Here is a 15,414-nt window from a genome sequence, read left to right on the forward strand (position 1 = left end):
CGAGGGCCCGCGCGATCGCCGGTCGCACGCACCCCCTTGCCGACGCTGCAGTGCTGCACGGCTGTGCGGGCATTTCGGCCGCGACGGGCTCATGTGCGGTGCTGCTACGGTAGCCGGCGAAATGCCCGTGCTCGACCTCGACACGCTACCGATGTTCACCGGTTCGTCGTATCCACCGCCGTTCGACGAGCCCTGCCGCACGCGCACGAGCCAGCGCCTCGGCGTTGCCGGCGGCCTCACCCAGTTCGGCGTCAACCTGGTGCGCCTACCACCAGCGGCGTGGAGCAGCCAGCGACACTGGCACGCGCTGGAGGACGAGTTCGTCTGGGTGCTCGAGGGTGAGGTCGTGTTGATCACCGACCGCGGCGAAGCGCTGTTGCGCGCGGGCATGTGCGCGACGTTCCCCGCCGGCGAGCGCGACGGCCACCACTTCGTGAATCGCTCGGACAGCGACGTGCAGCTGCTCGCGATCGGCTCGCGCAACGACGCCGATCACGGCGAGTACCCCGACATCGACATGCGCTTCGTGCCCGGCCGCTACTCCGGGGTGCAGCCGGTCTTCGTCCGCAAGGACGGCAGCGGGCTCTGAAAGCCCCGCGCCAAGGGGAGCGAAGGCCGTCGGGCGCCGCCCACGGCCGCGAGCGGGGACCTCGGGATGTCCATGCGGCCGCCGGGCGTTGGTCGGGTGAACATGATCGAAACGACTCGATCCCCGTCTGTCCCTGTCGGGGCCGCGGCCCGCTCCAAGGATTTGCGTATGATCGTCGCCATGGAATCCTCGTCGCTCGCCCGCCGCACGGCGCGGTCGTGGTTGTTGCTGGCTTGGGCGCTCGCGTGCACGAGCTCGGAGCAAGCCGCGACGCCAGCACCTGCGACCACACCGACGAAGGCCGCCGAGCCCACCAAGGCCGTGGCACCCGCGGCACCGGTCGACGGCAAGGCCGCCGAGCCCACACCCGCTGCGCCCACGCCCGTGCCGCCCACGCCCGCTGCGCCCACGCCCGTGCCGCCCACGCCCGTGCCGTCCACGCCGGTGCTGCCGGTGACGGGCACCGACGTCGCGCCGCCGGTCGGCGATCCCTCCGCGACGCCAGACTTCGCCCAGGCGCCGATGCTCGCCACCGAGACCATCACATCGACGCCGACCACGGTCAGCTGGCGCGAGGTCGCGCGACCCGAGGCGAGTGTCGAGCTCGAGCCGGTGACACGCGGCGTGCTCGCGCGCTCCAGCCTCGGCTTCTTCGACGTCGACAGCAACGGCGCGCTCGTGCTGCGCAAGGAGATCGAGGCGCCCAAGGGGCCGGTGCTCGGCATCTGGCCCGACAACGCGTGGGTCATCGAACGACGCACGCGCGAGCACAAGGATGATCGCAGCGGCGACGAGGATCGACAGATTCGCCTCGTGCGCCTGCGCGGCAAGAAGCGCTGGGTGCCGCAGGAGTACCACTACGAGCAGCGCTTCGACGATCGCGGGGAGGACTTCGCGATGGGTGCGAAGATCGGCATGCTCGTGAAGCACGGCTGCGACGCCGGCTACAACGATCAGGGCACGCCACCGGCCGACTGCAATCCGAACGCACTGACCCGCGTGGCCGACTCGCCCGAGGATCCAGAGATGGGCGCGAGCGTCGGCGGCGAGCTGACCGGATTCTTCGAGACCCGCGGCGGCGAGATCTACACCGCGCGCGTGCTGAACGACGCCGTCTACCTGCAACGTGACTGCGCGGACGCGGCCTGCGTCGCCGCCAACGTGCGCCGCCTGCCCGACGGTCGCTGGTGGAGCTTCGAGCGTCCGATCGCGCGGCAGAAGCACAGCGTGTCCGTGGTCGCGACCCTGGCGGGTACTCCGGCGCGCTCGCACGTGCTCCACTACGAGGCCAGCGGCTGGAAGCTCGAGTCGCTCGACGCGGCACCGAAGGGGCTGTGGCCACTCGATGACGGCGGCCTGTGGACGCAGGTCGGCGACACCGTGCTGCACCGCGATCCGGCCGGCAGCTGGCGCACCATCGAGCTCCCCGACGGTGCCTCGGCGCCGAGCATCGCCGTCAGCGGCGACGGCAACGAGGTGTGGCTCTCGGCCCAGGTCGGCGGCACCGCAGTGGTGTTCGCAACCCCGGCTCGCGCCCAGCAACCCGCCCCGACACCGACCCCCGCAGCGCCATGAGATCGAGTGGGTGGGTGCCGCTGCTGCTGCTGCTCGTGGCGGGTGCCTGCGACGCGACCACGGCCAGCGACGCGGCCACGGCCAGCGACGCGGCGACCACCACCAGCGCTGCCACCGAGGTGATCGAGCACGGCCAGGGACGACCCGCCGAGTCGCGTTGCGCCAGCTGTCACGAGGCGGCGGCGACGTCGTGGGCTCGCTCGCGACATCACACGGCGTACACCAACGCGGCCTTCCAACGCGCGTGGCACGACGAACCCGAGCCGTTCTGCCGCGACTGCCACGCGCCCGACAGCGTCGGCGTCGCCGAGCCAGCCGCGGGCGCCGACCCGCGGTGGCGGGCCGCCCTCGATCGCGGCGTCGGCTGCCTCGATTGCCACGCCGACGGCGACACGATCATCACCGGACCGGGCAGCTCGCGGCGCGCGGCACCCCACGCGCTCGTGCGCGTCGACGACTTCGGCACCCGTAGCTGCGCGGGCTGCCACGAGTTCGACTTCCCGTCGTACAGCCGGCGACCCCGCGGCACGATGATGCAGACGACGATGCGCGAGCACCGGAGCTCGCTCCACGCCGAGCGCAGCTGCGCCGATTGTCATCTGCCGGCCGGCGATCACGGGCTCGCGAGCAGTCGCGAACCTGCCGCGCTGCGCGATGCGCTGACGGTGTCCGCCGCACGTGACCACGACACGATCGTCGTTTCGATCGCGCCGCAGGGCATCGGCCACGCGTTCCCGACCGGCGATCTGTTCCGCCGCCTCGCACTGCACGTGCAGGCTCGCGAGGGCGAGCACGTACTCGTCGAGGACACGCGGTACCTCGCGCGACACTTCGCGCCATACCGTCGCGCCGATGGCACCCGCGATCCTGCGTACGCCTGGCCGGTCCCCGACGATCGGGTGACGGGCGCGACCGAGCTGCGGCTGCCGCTGCCGGGCGGTGCGACGCTCGAGTGGCGGTGGTGGCTCGACTACGAGCGGGTCGCCTCGCGCGACGAGGTCGCGCCGGAGCGCTCGAGCATCGAGAGCTCGGTGCGAATCGCCGAAGGCACGCTGGCCGCGCCTGGCGCGTCGACGGGCGACACCGCAGCCGCCCGACTCAGCCGTTCGCCAGGGTGAGCTCGAGCAGCGCCACGTAGGCCACGGTCATCTCGATCAGCACCGGCGGTCGCAGCAGGTTCATGCGGCTGATCACCTCGATGATGTGACGCCTTGCGACGCGCTGCTCCTGCAGCGCGTCCTCCAGCTGCCGCATGGAGATGAAGCCGTGCTCCACCGCGATCTGACCGAACTTGGTGGTTGGATCGTCGGCCTGCCGCGCCAGCACGAACATGATCTGCTTCACCGACAGCACGCCTGCTTGCATGAGGACCTGCCCGATCGGGAGTCGCTCATCGGCCGCGCTGCGCCGAGCGGCCTCCGCCTGCTCGGCGGTGATCGCCTCGCGATCGACGAGGAACTGCGCGAAGTCGAACGGAACTTGATGGGTCACGGCGGCGGCGGTGGACATCGCAGCTGCGGCCATCGTCCGAGACCGAGCGCGACTGAACCTTCCTCGAGTACGCTCCACGTGGGATACGCGCGTGAGATCGCGGCCGCCCCTCGTCTCGGATCGACGCGTCCCGATCAGGCCCGGATCGTAGGGTCAAGCCGGAGACCGATTGGTCGAACGTGGCGGGCAGCGGGCCGACCCGCCGCATCCGCAGCCGTCGTGGCGCGGGCGCCCTCCGACCCTACGAAGTGACGCGTCTCGATGTCCGCTGACGACGAACTGATCCGAGAGTTTCTGCTCGAGAGCTGGGAGGGCCTCAACCAGCTCGATCGCGACTTCGTGGAGCTCGAGCGCGATCCGTCGGATCGCAACCGACTGGGCGCCATCTTCCGCTGCATCCACACCATCAAGGGCACCGCGGGCTTCCTCGCGCTCCACCACCTCGAGGCGGTCGCCCACGCCGGCGAGAGCCTGCTCAGCCGGCTGCGCAACGGCGACTTCCTCCTCGACGGCGAGATGACGTCGGCGCTGCTGGCCATGGTCGATGCGATTCGAGCGATGCTCGAGCGCCTCGAGACCACCGGCCACGAGGGCACCGAAGCCTACAAGTCGCTGGTCGAGCACCTCGCCGCCCTCACGGCCGGACAGCGCGGCATGGCTGCACCGGCGACGCCCCGCGTGTCGCCAGCGCCCGAGCTCAGCGCTGCGGCCCAGCCCACGGCCAGCGTGGCCACGACCGCGCCGGAGCACGACGTGGCCCCTGCGACCGCGTCGGCTCCGACCACGCTCGCGCCCGCAGGGCTCTCGGCGGAGCCGCACGACGACGCCGACGCCCCCGCGCTCGACGACACCGCCGACGAATCCGCGGCGAGTCACGAACCCCAGCCAACGCTCGCGCCGGCACAGTCGCCGGTCGCGGCCGCACCAGCACCAACCCCGGAACCCCTCGCACCGGCAAGCACGACCCGGACGAGCCAGGAGCCTGCGACGATGACGACCCCTGCCACAGCGACTGCGTCCGCGGCCACCGCCCCCACGCCGGAGCCGAGCGATGCCAGCCCGACCAAGGGCCCGGCCGTCTCGGTGTCGGATTCGGCGATTCGCGTCGACGTCGGGCTACTCGACCGCGTCATGAACCTGGTCGGCGAGCTCGTGCTCGCGCGCAACCAGATCTTGCAGTACGGCGCGACCGTCAAGGACGCGGGCTTCGCCAACGCGTCGCAGCGGCTCAACTTGCTGACGACCGAGCTGCAAGAGGGCGTGATGAAGACGCGCATGCAGCCCATCGGCAACGTGTGGAACAAGTTCCCGCGCGTCGTCCGGGATCTGTCCCATGCGTGCTCGAAGAAGGTCGATCTGAGCCTCGATGGCACCGAGACCGAGCTCGACCGCACGATCATCGAGGCCATCAAGGACCCGCTCACGCACGCCGTCCGCAACGCGGTCGATCACGGGCTCGAGCGGCCCGAGGCGAGACTCGCGGCGGGCAAGTCCGAGAACGGACGCCTGACGCTCCGGGCGTTCCACGAGGGCGGCCAGGTCAACATCGAGATCTCCGACGACGGCGCCGGAATCGACGCAGCCAAGGTCCGCGCGCGTGCGGTCGAGCGTGGCGTGATCAGTGCCGACCGCGCCAGCCGCATGAGCGACCGTGAGGCGGTGCACCTCATCTTCCAGCCCGGCTTCTCGACCGCCGAGAAGGTCACCAACGTGAGCGGTCGTGGCGTCGGCATGGACGTCGTGAAGACCAACATCGAGAAGATCGGTGGCACGGTCGACATCCACACACAGCTCGGCCAAGGCACCACCCTCAAGCTGAAGATCCCGCTGACGCTGGCGATCATCCCGGCGCTCATCGTCTCCAGCGGCGGCAACCGCTTCGCGATCCCGCAGGTGAGCCTGCTCGAGCTCGTGCGACTCGAGGGCGAGACCGCCGCGCGCTCGCTGGAGTCGCTGCACGGCTCGACCGTGTACCGCCTGCGCGGCAACTTGCTGCCCCTGGTCTTCCTCGACCGTGCGCTCGAGCTGAAGCCGGTACCGCGGGGCCACGACGTGGTGAACATCGTCGTGCTGCAGGCCGATGATCGTCAGTTCGGCCTGGTGGTCGACGGCATCAACGATACAGAGGAGATCGTGGTCAAGCCGCTCGGCAAGGAGCTCAAGGGCATCAGCGCGTTCGCCGGCGCGACCATCATGGGCGACGGCCGGGTCGCACTCATCCTCGACGTGCTCGGCATCGCGCAGCGGTCCAATGTGGTCTCCGCCGGCCGCGAGCGCTCGATCGTCGAGAAGTCGACGACGTCGCAGGGCAGCTCCGAGCACCGCGAAGCGCTGCTGCTGTTCCGCCTCGGCCACGAAGGACGCATGGCGCTGCCGCTCTCGATGGTCGCGCGACTCGAGGAGATCCCGCGCGCCGCCGTCGAGCACGCGGCCGGTCGCGAGGTCGTGCAGTACCGCGGCGCGATTCTGCCGCTGCTCGACGTACGTCGCGCCCTCGGCGTTGCCGGTGGCAGCGGCGGCGACAGCCCGCTGCAGGTCATCGTCTACTCCGAACACGGTCGCAGCTTCGGCTTCGTGGTCGATCAGATCCTCGACACCGTCGAGGAGACGCTGACCACGAAGCAGCGCAGCAACCGTGAGGGCGTGCTCGGCTCTGCGGTCGTGCAGGGCAAGGTCACGGACATCCTCGACGTGCACGGCATCATCCGCCGCACCGACCCCAGCTTCTTCACCCAAGACGCCGCGTAGACACCGATGCCTCCCACCACGCGACAACTGTGCACCTTCTCCCTGGGCGACCTCATCTTCGGCGTCGAAGTGACGCACGTGCAGGAGGTCATCCGCTACCAGGAGATGACCTCGGTCCCGCTGGCTCCGCGGATCATCCGCGGGCTCATCAACCTGCGCGGACAGATCGTCACCGCCATCGACATGCGCGCGCGTCTGCAGCTGCAGCCCCGCGAGGGCGAGCTGCCGATGAACGTCGTGCTCCGCACCGCCGACGGCGTGGTCAGCCTGCTGGTCGACGAGATCGGTGACGTGGTGCAGACCGACGAGTCGACCTTCGAACGCGTCCCCGAGACCACCGACGCCCTGCTCAAGGAGCTCGTCAGTGGGGTCTACAAGATCGAGCACCGCCTGCTGCTGCTGCTCGATGTCGATCGAGTGATGACCAATAGCCAACTCTCCGCCAAGGGCGAAGCCGCCTGAAGCCGTCCCCGCGAGGGCCGCCCGCGCCGCCACGCCCCCGCATCACCCTTCAATCCTCAAAACGAGACGAGACGAGAAACAACACCATGTCTGCCGCCGCCGAACGCAAGCGAACCGATGCCACCACCGCCGCCTCCGCGGCCAACACTGCCCCGCGCGAGGTCGAGTCCGACGCGGAGCTGCAACGCAAGCTCGAGGACTTCGAGGGCCAAGTCCGCGCCATCTCGCGGTCCCAGGCCGTGATCGAGTTCGAGCTCGACGGCACCATCCTCGCCGCCAACGACAACTTCTGCGACGCCCTGGGCTACAGCGCCGACGAGATCGTCGGCAAGCACCACCGCATGTTCGTCGACCCCGAGTACGCGCGGACCAAGGCGTACAAGGACTTCTGGGCCCAGCTCGGCCGGGGCGAGTTCGTCGCGCAGGAGTTCAAGCGCTTCGGCAAGGGTGGCCGCGAGATCTGGATTCAGGCCTCGTACAACCCGATTCTCGACGAGCAGGGCCGCCCGTGGAAGGTCGTGAAGTACGCCACCGACATCACCGCCCAGAAGATGAAGGCCACCGACTGGGGCGGGCAGATCGCAGCCATCAATCGCGTGATGGCGGTGATCGAGTTCGACATCGAGGGCAACATCATCCACGCCAACGAGAACTTCTGCAAGACGCTCGGCTACGCGCTCGACGAGATCGTCGGCCGTCACCATCGCACGTTCGTGTCGGCCCACGCGGCGGCGAGCGATGCGTACCGCAAGTTCTGGGTCGACCTGCGCAGCGGTGTGCCGCAGGCCGGTGAGTTCCTGCGGGTCTCGAAGGACGGCAAGGACGTGTGGATCCAGGCCTCGTACAACCCGATCCTCTCGGACGACGGGCAGGTGCTGAAGGTCGTGAAGTTCGCGACCGACATCACGGCGCAGAAGCTCGCCGCGATGGAGGCGATGCGCCTCAAGCAGGTGGTCGAGAACGCTCCGCTCAACCTGATGTTCTGCGACCGCGACCTGACGGTGCAGTACGCCAACCCGGCCTCGCGCGGCGCCCTCAAGCGGCTCGCGAAACACCTGCCGATCGCACCCGAGCAGATCGTCGGTTCCTCGATCGACATCTTCCACAAGAACCCGAGCCATCAGCGCAAGATGCTCGCCGACCCGAAGAACCTGCCGCACTCCGCTCGCATCCAGATCGGCGACGAGCACCTCGACCTCATGGTCGCGGCCATCCACTCGCCAGGTGGCGAGTACCTCGGCCCCATGCTCACGTGGGACATCGTGACCGAGAAGGTCGCCGAGGAGCGCGCTGCCGCGGCGCGCGTCGAGCAGGAGCGCGCCGATGCCGATGCGTTGCGCACCAAGGTCGAGTCGCTGCTCGACGCCGTCGATGGTGCCGCCAAGGGCGACCTCACGCGGCAGATCACCGTCTCCGGTGACGACGCGATCGGTCGCGTCGCCGCGGGTCTCGGTCGCCTGCTCGACACCATGCGCACCAGCGTGACGAGCATTGCGAGCAACTCGTCGGCGCTCGGCGCAGCGGCCGAGGAGCTGTCGGCGGTCAGCAAGCAGATGACCACGACCGCCGAGGAGACCTCGGCGCAGGCGGGAGTGGCCGCCGCCGCGACCGAGCAGATCAACCGCAACGTCCAGACGGTGGCCAGCGGCACCGAGGAGATGTCGGCGAGCATCCGCGAGATCGCCAAGAACGCCTCCGACGCGGCCCGCGTCGCGACCTCTGCGGTGAAGGTGGCCGAGACCACCAACACCATCGTCGGCAAGCTCGGCGAGAGCAGCGCGGACATCGGCAAGGTCATCAAGGTCATCACCTCGATCGCGCAGCAGACCAACCTGCTCGCCCTGAACGCGACCATCGAGGCCGCACGGGCGGGTGAAGCCGGCAAGGGCTTCGCGGTGGTCGCGAACGAGGTGAAGGAGCTGGCCAAGGAGACCGCGAAGGCCACCGAGGACATCAGCCAGAAGATCGAGACCATCCAGTCCGACACCCGCTCGGCGGTCGGTGCCATCGGTCAGATCAGCGAGATCATCGCCCAGATCAACGAGCTGCAGACCGCCATCGCCGGCGCGGTCGAAGAGCAGACCGCGACCACCAACGAGATCGGTCGCAACCTCGCCGACGCCGCCCGCGGCAGCAGCGAGGTCGCGCAGAACATCTCGAGCGTCGCGATGGCCGCACAGAGCACGACCGGTGGTGCGATGGACACCACCCGCGCTGCCTCGGAGCTGAGCCGCATGGCGTCCGAGCTGCAGCGACTGGTGGGTCAGTTCACCTACTAGCCGAATCGACGGCGGGGACCTCACCGGTCCCCGCCGTCTTCTCTTTCCTCCACGCATCCCTCCCAGAGCAACCCGATCATGCCCGGCCCCTCTCGCATCCTGATCGTCGACGACTCGGTGGTCGTTCGCCGAATGCTCTCCGACCTGGTGAGCTCCGACCCCGACCTCGAGCTGGCGGGCACCGCATCGAACGGTCAGCTCGCGCTCCAGAAGCTTCCGCAGCTCGCCGTCGATCTGGTGGTCATGGACGTCGAGATGCCCGGGATGGACGGCATCGAAGCCGTCGGACGCATCCGCGTCGACTGGCCCCGCCTCCCGGTGATGATGTGCAGCTCCCTGACGGCCCGCGGCGCCGACGCGACGCTGCGAGCCCTGGCCGCCGGCGCCACCGACTACGTCGCGAAGCCCTCCGGCCTCGGCAACGCCGAGGGCCTCGAGGGCTTCAAGCGCGAGTTCGTCGCGAAGCTCAAGGGCCTCGCGGGTCTGCGTCGCTCGGACGGCGTCGTGGCGATGCCGGTCGCCCCCCAGCGCCCGATCTCCAACGCTCGCCGCACGCCTTCGAAGCGGCCCGCCGTGCTCGCGATTGGCTGCTCCACCGGTGGCCCCAACGCGCTCGCCCGCGTGTTCGCCGACCTCCCCGGTGACATCGGCGTGCCGATCGTCATCACCCAGCACATGCCGCCGCTCTTCACCCGCATGCTCGCCGAACGCCTGACTGCGACCTCGGCGATCCCGGTGAAGGAAGCCGAGACCGGCGATGAGCTGCTCCCGAACCACGCGTACATCGCCCCCGGCGACTACCACATGGCGTTGCGTCGCGACGGCGTGCGGGTGCGCGTCGTGCTCAACCAGGATCCGCCGGAGAACTCCTGCCGCCCCGCGGTGGATGTCATGTTTCGCTCGGTCGCGGCGCTCTTCGGTCCCGACGTCATCGCTGCGGTGATGACGGGCATGGGGCAAGACGGCGCCGTCGGCTCGCGGCACGTCGCTGACGCCGGCGGCTGGGTGATCACCCAAGACGCCGCCAGCTGCGTCGTGCCGAGCATGCCCAATGCCGTCGTTGCGATCGGGGCCAGCCACGAGAGCGCCGAACTCGAGCAGCTCGGCACCCTGTTCGGATTCCGCTGCAAGCCCGCGCAGGGCCTGCCCTCGAGATGGACCGCCGCCCTGTGACGCACGACGTCACCACCCACAAGGAACCAGCCCATGCATGCCCTCGTCGTCGATGATTCTCGTGCCATTCGCTCCGTGATCGCTCGCATGCTGCGGGGGTTGGGGTGGACCGTCAGTGAGGCTGGCAACGGCCAGGAAGCCGTCGACGTGCTCGAGGGCCTCGAGTTCCCACCGGACATCGCACTGGTGGACTGGAACATGCCCGTCATGGATGGCTTCACGTTGGTCTGTGCGATCCGCAGCGACGCGAAGTTCGACGACATGCGCATCATGATGGTGACCACCGAGACGGAGATCGAGCGCGTACAGCAGGCGCTGTCGGCCGGCGCCAACGAGTACATGATGAAGCCGTTCACCCAGGACTCGCTGATCGAGAAGCTTGGACTGCTCGGCCTCGCCGCGGCTGCTTGACCCCGGAGGAGGTTTCCGATGACCACAGTACTCGAACCGCTCGACTATCAATGGCTCTGCACGTTCCTGCGTGATGAGTCGGCGCTCATCATCGACGAAAGCAAGGAATACCTCGTCACGACTCGGCTGCATCCGGTGATGAAGCAGTTCAGCATCGCCTCGCTGCCCGAGCTGGTGCGGAAGCTCCGTCAGCGGCCGCTGGCCGCGATCCACCAGGCCGTCATCGAGGCGATGACGACCAACGAGACCTCGTTCTTCCGGGATCTCCACCCGTTCGAGACCCTGCGCAACGACATCTTGCCGGAGATCGTCCGCAAGCGTGGCAGCAACGGCCTCAACATCTGGTGCGCGGCATCGTCGACCGGCCAAGAGCCGTACACGATCGCGATGGTGCTGCGCGACGCCTTCCCCGACGTCGCGGCAAAATCGAAGATCCTCTGCACCGACATCAATGCGACCGTGCTCGCACGCACCGCCGAGGGCAAGTACTCCCAGCTCGAGGTCAACCGAGGTCTGCCCGCGACGATGCTGGTGAAGTACTTCGAACGCGCCGGCACCGAGTGGCAAGTGAAGGCCGAGCTGCGCCGGATGATCGATACACGCCTGCTCAACCTGGCCTCGCCCTGGACGGGCATCCCGCCGATGGACATCGTGTTCATCCGCAACGTCCTCATCTACTTCGACGTCGAGACCCGGCGTGGGATCATCGGTCGGATCCGCAGGAACATGGCGATGGACGGATTCCTGTTCGTCGGTGGTGCCGAGACGCTGTTGAACATCGACAGCGACCTGACGCGCACCACCGCCGGGCGCAGCACGCTGTACAAGCGCGCGGCCTAGTACCTCGACCGTCGGCCGCGCTTGCCCCGGTTCACCGCTGCGCGGCGGCCGGTCGCTGCACCATCGCCCGCGGCTTTGCCCCGCGGCTTTGCTAAGCTCTCCGCGGGGTGGTGGTGGGTCGGCGCGTGCGCGGTGGATCGTGGGTGGCGGCGGCGGTGCTCGTGCACGCGACCCCCGCCGAGGCCGCGACGCCCTCGCTCCCCGCCGCGGCGGAGCCCGCCGGTGCTTCGAGCGTCGCCGTGACGATCCACGGCGACGAGGCCCAGCGCGCGGCACTGCAGATCCAGCTCGAGGGCGCGCTGCCCCGGGACGTGGCGTCGTCGATCGCAGCCGGGCCGGTCGACCTCGCCAGCGCCATCGCGCCTGCGCCCGTCGAGGCCGACACGCTCGCGCGGGTGTGGATCGAGCTGGCCCCGGCCGATCGCGGCGGCGTGGTCACCGTCGCACTGGTCGACGGCCGCCACGAGCGCGTGCTGGTGCGGCACATCGCGGCACCCATCGGGGTCGATGCCGCCGTGCGCGAGACCATCGCGACGTTGGTCGCGAGCGCGATCGAGGCGCTGCGCGACGGCGCGGTGATCGGCATCGAGCGCGCGGTGGCACAGGCGCAGCTCGACGCCGCGATCCCGCCGCCGCCCGCCGACAGCCCGACCTCGAGCACCGCGCCGGCACCACCGATGCGCGCCCAGCCGGGCCCGCCACCGACCGCGTCCGATCGACGCGGCGACGCACGCATCTCACTCCCGATCGAGCTCGGTTGGTCGTTGCTGGCGTGGTCGCGCGAGCAGCCGCTGCAGCATGGCCCGAGGCTCGCGCTCGGCGTGCTCTCGCGGGATCGTTGGCGCGCCGGTGCGGGGCTCTCGGGGCAGTATCGCCTGCCCGCACGCGTGGCCCACGACGACGTGGGCCTGCGGCTCTCGAGCGGGTCTGTGCGCGTGTGGGCCGGCCTGCACCCTGGAATCACGCCACGCGTCGGGTTGCGGGCGCGGGTGGGCGCAGGCGTCGATCTCGTGCGGGCCAGCGTCTCCGCCACGACGCCCGGGGTGCGCACGCGCGTGGCCGCGGTGCACGCGCTGCCCGTGGTCCGCGCCTCGTTCGGCGTCGGTGTGTCGCTGACGCCCGGGCTGCAGCTGGCGCTCGATGCCGCGCTCGAGGTCGACCTCGTCGACACACGCTTCGTGCTGGAGGCGCCCGATCGCACCGTGTTCGACCCTTGGCGCGCACGCCCCGGCGTGACGCTGTCGTTGGCGTGGGATCCGCTGGTGCGGGCGAAGTGATCGATCCGCGGTGCCCGTGGCCACCCCTTCTGCGAGAGGACACTGCAAGCATGACGCTTCGATCCCTTGGACTGGCCCTGTTCCCCCTGTCGCTCGCGCTCGCCTGCGACGGCAAGATCCCGCTCGGTGAGGGCGAGAGCTCCTCCGGCGACATCGATACCGACGACTCCGCGAGCGCGAGCGCGAGCGAGACCGGCGCCGGCAGCTGCACGCCCGTCGACGACGAGCCCACCAGCAGCATGACCACGGTGCGCTTGACCAACGCACTGGCCACGCCGGTGGTCATCGCGGTGGTGCCGTTCTGCCCCGCCAACGACTACTATCAGATCGAATCGAGCGAGGATGAGCTCGCGCTGCACGTCGAGTCCTGCGGCAACTTCTGCGACCAGCTGGGGCAGCCGTGGGAGTGCCAGGCAGGCTGCATCAACCCGAACGACATCTTGATCTTGCCCGGTGGCAGTCACGAGTTCGAGCCCTGGGATGGACGACTGTGGGAATCGCGAGCGGTACCCGATGCCTGCGGTCCGCTCAACACCGGCGAGTGCTTCCACGGCGTGGCGGCGAGCGGACCGCTGCAGATGACGGTGTGGTTCAAGCCCGCGACCGAAGACCTGTGCGACGGCACCTGCGAGTGCGCGGACGGTGAGGACTCCTGCGTGTTCGATCAGGAAGATCCAGGCTTCGACCTCGAGCCACGGGCGTGGAACTTCGACGCCAGCGACGCGAGCGTCGACGTCGTTCTCGAGTGAGCACGACGTGACGGCCCGCGCGAGCACGATCGATCCCGAGCTGTCGGTGCGCGAGCCCGACGCGCTGGTCGAGCGTGCGCGTGCGGGCGAGCGTGGTGCACTCGAGGCCCTGCTGCAGGGCGTCGCGCCCCGCGTGCTCGCGGCGGTGCGAGGCGTGGTCGGCCGCGAGGCCGGCGATGCCGAGGATCTCGCCCAGGAGAGCCTCGTTGCGCTGGTGCGCGCGCTGCCGTCGTTCCGCGGCGACTGTGCGATCGCGTCGTTCGCCTGCGGGGTCGCGGTGCGCACGGCCCTGCGATCCCGTCGCAAGTGGTTGCGACGGCGCCGCAAGGACGACGAGCGCGCGCTGCTGGCCGACACCACGCCGGTGGCCGACGATCCCGAGCGCGAACTCCAGCGACATCGGCGGCTCGCAGTGATGCGATCGCTGCTACGCGAGCTGCCGATCGAGCAGGCCGAAGCGTTCGCCATGCGTTGCCTGCTGGGCGACTCGCTGCCCGAGATCGCCGCTGCGAGCGGCGCCAACCTCAACACGTTGCGCAGCCGCATCCGCCTGGCACGGACGGCGCTGCTGCGACGGATCCACGACGATGCCACGCTGCAGGAACTCTTCGAGGTGACCGATGTCGGATGAACCCACGCGCCGTCGCTCGCTCGAGTCGCAGCTACACGACGACATCGTCGTCGACACCCGCGCGCAGCACGGCGACGAGCACCGGCTCGCACGCGTGGTCGGTGGCGCGCTCGCGACCGGCGGGGGCCTCGGGATGCTGTGGTTGGCGCTGCGATCGATCACGGCCAGCAAGGTGGTGATGATCGCGGTCGGCACGGCGGCGATCACCAGCGCTACCGCGTGGGTGATCGCGAGCGGCGAGCCCGACGGGGTCACCGTCGGCGCGACGCCGCGGGCGAGCGCGGGCGACAGCGACGCAGGTGTCGACCCGAGGCAGGACCACGCGACGCAGCCGCCGGCGACGCTCGACACGATCCATGCGCCCGCCGTGCCACCACCGCCCGACCCGGGCTCGACCGGCGCGACGCCCCGGCCCATCCGACCCGCGGCCGCGACCCCGCCGTCGGCCGAGATCGCAAAGCGCGACGACACCGCCCTCGACGACGCCGCGACCCTGCTCGAACGTGCTGCGCTGGCCCGTCGCGACGGTCGCAGCGACGAGGCGATCGCGATCTATCGCGCGATCGAGCGGCGCTTCCCCGGCTCGCGCGAGCACGCGGTCGCCTGTGTCGCGCTCGGGCGTGCACTGCTCGCGAGCGATGCCGACGCCGCGCTCGAGACCTTCGACGGCTGTCTGCGCGATCATCCCCGTGGGCAGCTCGCCGAGCCTGCACTGGTCGGACGCGCCGAGGCCCTGGCCGCGCTCGGCCGCCACGGCGACGAGGCCGCCGCGTGGGTCGAGCTGCTGCGACGCTTCCCCGACTCGCTGCACGCCGAGCGCGCCCGCAGCCGCAGCGGGCGGTGATCGTCAGCGCCAGATGTACGCCCGCGGGGCGCCATCGACCTCGAGCACCAGCACCGGCGTCTGCGTGGTGTCGAGCACGAGCTCGACGTCGTCGCCCATCGCGAGCGTGTCGACCAGCGCGTCGAGGCTGGTGCGCTGCGGCACCCCGAGGAAGGCAGTGCGTAGCGCGGCATCGTCCCCCGCGTGGACCTCGACCAGCGCCATGTCGTCGTCGAGCTCGAGCTCACGCTCGAGCACGGCCGCGCCCGGTGCCACGGCGACGTCCGTGCGTCCGCATGCGGAACCCAGGGTGGCGAGCAGCAGGAGCGACGTTACGAGCATCGTGCGGAGCATGCCCGCAAGCAT

General features: G+C 70.0%; 15 protein-coding genes. 13 read left to right on the forward strand and 2 right to left on the reverse strand.

From position 1 onward, the window contains the following. The first annotated feature begins 121 nt into the window (after nt 1-121). The 3 genes from IPH07_33035 to IPH07_33045 all read left to right on the forward strand — a co-directional run bounded on the left by IPH07_33035 (nt 122) and on the right by IPH07_33045 (nt 3,282). A complete protein-coding gene (locus IPH07_33035) occupies nt 122-589 on the forward strand; it encodes a cupin domain-containing protein (GenBank protein ID MBK6922263.1) in 468 nt (155 codons plus the stop codon). 180 nt (nt 590-769) lie between these two features. After that, nucleotides 770-2,164: a hypothetical protein gene (locus IPH07_33040; GenBank protein MBK6922264.1), complete on the forward strand. Its 1,395-nt coding sequence runs from the start codon at nt 770-772 to the stop codon at nt 2,162-2,164. Then, complete coding sequence (locus IPH07_33045) at nt 2,161-3,282, forward strand: hypothetical protein (GenBank protein ID MBK6922265.1); 1,122 nt, start codon at nt 2,161-2,163, stop codon at nt 3,280-3,282. The genes IPH07_33040 and IPH07_33045 overlap by 4 nt, the downstream gene beginning before the upstream one ends. On the opposite strand, the gene IPH07_33050 is transcribed toward IPH07_33045, so the two are convergent. Further along, nucleotides 3,263-3,673, reverse strand: a complete 411-nt coding sequence (locus tag IPH07_33050; protein MBK6922266.1) for a hypothetical protein — start codon at nt 3,671-3,673, stop codon at nt 3,263-3,265. The genes IPH07_33045 and IPH07_33050 overlap by 20 nt on opposite strands. Before the next feature lie 243 nt (nt 3,674-3,916). On the opposite strand from IPH07_33050, the gene IPH07_33055 reads away from it, so the two are divergent. The 10 genes from IPH07_33055 (at nt 3,917) to IPH07_33100 (ending at nt 15,069) form a co-directional block, all read left to right on the forward strand. Beyond that, nucleotides 3,917-6,403, forward strand: a complete 2,487-nt coding sequence (locus IPH07_33055) for a chemotaxis protein CheW (protein MBK6922267.1) — start codon at nt 3,917-3,919, stop codon at nt 6,401-6,403. A gap of 6 nt (nt 6,404-6,409) precedes the next feature. Continuing rightward, the gene (locus tag IPH07_33060) at nt 6,410-6,865 is read left to right on the forward strand and encodes a chemotaxis protein CheW (GenBank protein MBK6922268.1); all 456 of its coding nucleotides are present in this window, start codon (nt 6,410-6,412) and stop codon (nt 6,863-6,865) included. A gap of 86 nt (nt 6,866-6,951) precedes the next feature. After that, nucleotides 6,952-9,144, forward strand: coding sequence for a PAS domain S-box protein (locus tag IPH07_33065; GenBank protein MBK6922269.1), 2,193 nt, complete (start codon nt 6,952-6,954; stop codon nt 9,142-9,144). A 78-nt stretch (nt 9,145-9,222) separates the two neighbouring features. Further along, a complete protein-coding gene (locus IPH07_33070) occupies nt 9,223-10,317 on the forward strand; it encodes a chemotaxis response regulator protein-glutamate methylesterase (GenBank protein MBK6922270.1) in 1,095 nt (364 codons plus the stop codon). Nucleotides 10,318-10,350: 33 nt separating this feature from the next. Further along, nucleotides 10,351-10,728 (forward strand): response regulator, encoded by a 378-nt coding sequence (locus IPH07_33075; GenBank protein ID MBK6922271.1) that lies wholly within the window; start codon nt 10,351-10,353, stop codon nt 10,726-10,728. Between the two features lie 18 nt (nt 10,729-10,746). Then, entirely contained in the window at nt 10,747-11,568 is an 822-nt protein-coding gene (locus IPH07_33080; GenBank protein ID MBK6922272.1) for a protein-glutamate O-methyltransferase CheR, read from the forward strand. Between the two features lie 125 nt (nt 11,569-11,693). After that, nucleotides 11,694-12,845 (forward strand): hypothetical protein, encoded by a 1,152-nt coding sequence (locus tag IPH07_33085; GenBank protein MBK6922273.1) that lies wholly within the window; start codon nt 11,694-11,696, stop codon nt 12,843-12,845. 50 nt (nt 12,846-12,895) lie between these two features. After that, complete coding sequence (locus IPH07_33090) at nt 12,896-13,594, forward strand: hypothetical protein (protein MBK6922274.1); 699 nt, start codon at nt 12,896-12,898, stop codon at nt 13,592-13,594. 7 nt (nt 13,595-13,601) lie between these two features. Further along, nucleotides 13,602-14,225 (forward strand): sigma-70 family RNA polymerase sigma factor, encoded by a 624-nt coding sequence (locus tag IPH07_33095; GenBank protein ID MBK6922275.1) that lies wholly within the window; start codon nt 13,602-13,604, stop codon nt 14,223-14,225. After that, nucleotides 14,215-15,069, forward strand: coding sequence for a tetratricopeptide repeat protein (locus tag IPH07_33100; protein ID MBK6922276.1), 855 nt, complete (start codon nt 14,215-14,217; stop codon nt 15,067-15,069). Before IPH07_33095 ends, IPH07_33100 begins: the two co-directional genes overlap by 11 nt. 3 nt (nt 15,070-15,072) lie before the next feature. On the opposite strand, the gene IPH07_33105 is transcribed toward IPH07_33100, so the two are convergent. Continuing rightward, nucleotides 15,073-15,390, reverse strand: a complete 318-nt coding sequence (locus IPH07_33105; protein ID MBK6922277.1) for a hypothetical protein — start codon at nt 15,388-15,390, stop codon at nt 15,073-15,075. Between the last annotated feature and the right edge of the window lie 24 nt (nt 15,391-15,414).

Source organism: Deltaproteobacteria bacterium, assembly GCA_016709225.1.
Lineage (GTDB): Bacteria > Myxococcota_A > Polyangia > Nannocystales > Nannocystaceae > Xiheibacterium > Xiheibacterium phototrophicum.

Coding starts and splice junctions, on each gene's coding strand:
- IPH07_33080 (MBK6922272.1), top strand. CDS start 10,747: ATGACCACAGTACTCGAACCGCTCGACTATCAATGGCTCTGCACGTTC.
- IPH07_33045 (MBK6922265.1), top strand. CDS start 2,161: ATGAGATCGAGTGGGTGGGTGCCGCTGCTGCTGCTGCTCGTGGCGGGT.
- IPH07_33105 (MBK6922277.1), bottom strand. CDS start 15,390: ATGCTCGTAACGTCGCTCCTGCTGCTCGCCACCCTGGGTTCCGCATGC.
- IPH07_33070 (MBK6922270.1), top strand. CDS start 9,223: ATGCCCGGCCCCTCTCGCATCCTGATCGTCGACGACTCGGTGGTCGTT.
- IPH07_33050 (MBK6922266.1), bottom strand. CDS start 3,673: ATGTCCACCGCCGCCGCCGTGACCCATCAAGTTCCGTTCGACTTCGCG.
- IPH07_33090 (MBK6922274.1), top strand. CDS start 12,896: ATGACGCTTCGATCCCTTGGACTGGCCCTGTTCCCCCTGTCGCTCGCG.
- IPH07_33060 (MBK6922268.1), top strand. CDS start 6,410: ATGCCTCCCACCACGCGACAACTGTGCACCTTCTCCCTGGGCGACCTC.
- IPH07_33035 (MBK6922263.1), top strand. CDS start 122: ATGCCCGTGCTCGACCTCGACACGCTACCGATGTTCACCGGTTCGTCG.
- IPH07_33100 (MBK6922276.1), top strand. CDS start 14,215: ATGTCGGATGAACCCACGCGCCGTCGCTCGCTCGAGTCGCAGCTACAC.
- IPH07_33075 (MBK6922271.1), top strand. CDS start 10,351: ATGCATGCCCTCGTCGTCGATGATTCTCGTGCCATTCGCTCCGTGATC.
- IPH07_33055 (MBK6922267.1), top strand. CDS start 3,917: ATGTCCGCTGACGACGAACTGATCCGAGAGTTTCTGCTCGAGAGCTGG.
- IPH07_33065 (MBK6922269.1), top strand. CDS start 6,952: ATGTCTGCCGCCGCCGAACGCAAGCGAACCGATGCCACCACCGCCGCC.
- IPH07_33040 (MBK6922264.1), top strand. CDS start 770: ATGGAATCCTCGTCGCTCGCCCGCCGCACGGCGCGGTCGTGGTTGTTG.